General features: G+C 27.1%; 2 protein-coding genes. One reads left to right on the top strand and one right to left on the bottom strand.

The features are described from left to right. Nucleotides 1–156 precede the first annotated feature (156 nt). Nucleotides 157–1155 (bottom strand): aldose epimerase family protein, encoded by a 999-nt coding sequence (locus E6A48_RS09320; protein WP_219709947.1) that lies wholly within the window; start codon nucleotides 1153–1155, stop codon nucleotides 157–159. 175 nt (nucleotides 1156–1330) lie between these two features. Between E6A48_RS09320 and E6A48_RS09315 the strand changes: the two genes are divergently transcribed. After that, nucleotides 1331–2254: DNA adenine methylase (locus tag E6A48_RS09315; RefSeq protein WP_219709946.1), on the top strand; the 924-nt coding region annotated here is incomplete at its 3' end.

Here is a 2254-nt window from a genome sequence, read left to right as displayed (position 1 = left end):
TATTGATATAAAAGAAGCAAAAGAACTGCATTTTTATTAAATCAATGTGCCATATGAATTGAAAAATAATACAGTGATTTTTTATTATAACTATCCTACAAATAATCGAAATAAAAAATACTACAAATACTTACTAATTTAGTTTTAAAAAATCCATTACAAAGTTGCAAACTTATAAATAGTTCTATGCTTAAACTCTCTGTCTGGATAAAGTATTATGCTTGGAAAATGATTATAATTTAATGCCAAAGTAAAATATTGTGTCTCCAAACAAAAAGCCTCATGTTTATTTAATACTTGTCCTCTCACTTGTAAATTGTTTAGAGAATTAGCAGTGTAAAACAAAACAGAAGGCATATCTGTGAACACTTCTAAAGATATTAAGCTCTCTTCAGATATAGCTTTTACTCTAGATTTTTTTATATCATTATCATCAAATACAAAACAGTTATCGCATCCGCCTTTAGATTTTATTATAGTGTCAATCTCTTTAATATTTCTAAAATCATAAGGAGTATTGTCTACTTTTAGAATCTCTCCTGAGCTGTCTCCATTTTCATTTTCTGGTAAATAATAATTAGCATCTATTGATATTTTATGATTATTAATTTTACCCTTTCCATTCAAATTAAAATAGGAATGATTCATTATGTTTACTGGAGTTGGTTTATCAGTTGCTGCTTTATAGTCTATTATAACTTCATTGTCTTCTGTAAGTGTGTATGTAACAGTTAAATCTAAATTACCAGGGTATCCTTCTTCACCGTCTTTTGATAAATAATGAAACTCTATTTTGTTATCAGCAATTTGTTTTGAAGTAAAAAACACATAAGAAAGACCATCTACTCCGCCATGCGTATGATGAGGTGCTTTGTTTGGATTTAATTTATATTCTTTATCTCCTATTTTAAAACTGGAGTTCAAAGTTTTACCAGCCACTCTTCCAACAGTAGCACCCATATGTCCATTTTTTGCCTTAGCACTGTAAAAACTAACATCATCAGAACCGAAAGCTACTTCAATACTCTCCCCTTTTTTGTTTTTAAAAAATATTCCTGTTATAGAAGCTCCAACATCTGCTAGTTTTAATTTTAAGCCGTTCTTATTTTCTAATGTATATACAAATCCGTTTTCTCCAAATTTTTCTTTTGTCATAAAAAAATTCTCCTAATATAATAAATATAATATTGCAAAAATTAAATATATAAGTTTTAATAATTATATTCATAAAAACTTATGCTTCTTTATTATATATCAAGTAAATAAAACTGCAAAAATAGTTATTGATTATTTATATATATTATGTTAATATAATTATGTTAATATAATTATGATAACTAAAGATAACTACCTTAAAAATAACCTGATAGCCTATATCGGTAATAAAAGAAGACTTCTGCCATTTATAGAAAATGCATTTCTAAATATTTTGCAAGAAGATAAAAATATAAAAACTGCATTAGATTTGTTTGCTGGAAGCGGAAGCGTATCAAGACTTTTAAAAACTCTTAATCTTAAAGTATATTCAAATGATTGGGAGTATTATTCATATATATTAAACTACGCACATATATGCATAAACGAAAAAGATGTAAATAATATGTTTAAGCATACAGGCGGAGTTGAAAACACTATTAACATAATAAACAACATCAAAACTATCAACGATAAAGACAGATACATTTCAAAATATTATGCTCCATTAGATGACAATAATCCAGATTTAAAAAACGAAAGATTATTCTACACCCAATATAATGCCACAAAAATAGATATAATAAGACATAACATAGAAGAACTTTACAAAAACAAAGCAATAAATAAAAAAGAATATTATTATCTATTAGCTTCTATAATATATGAAGGAGCAACACACACAAACACATCAGGCGTATTCAAAGCTTTTCACTGTGGTTTTGGCGGAAGAAACAAAGACGCTTTACAAAGAATACTTTCACCAATCTCATTAAAAGAGCTTTCTCTATACGATGGAATTAAAGGCGAAGTGAGCATGCTTGATGCAAATGAATATGTATTAAAAAATAAAGATAAGCATTTTGATTTGGTATATTTAGACCCTCCTTACAATCAGCATCAATATGGAAGTAATTATCATTTATTAAACACAATAGCATTATGGGACAAACCTGCAATAAATAGAGAAATATATATAAACGGGAAAAAAACAGATAAAGGCGGCATAAGAAAAGATTGGGTTAAAACAAAATCTGATTACTGCTATAAAAAAACAGCA

Source organism: Brachyspira pilosicoli (genome assembly GCF_019402445.1).
GTDB lineage: Bacteria > Spirochaetota > Brachyspiria > Brachyspirales > Brachyspiraceae > Brachyspira > Brachyspira pilosicoli_B.
This window is presented reverse-complemented; position numbering and strand designations above follow the sequence as displayed.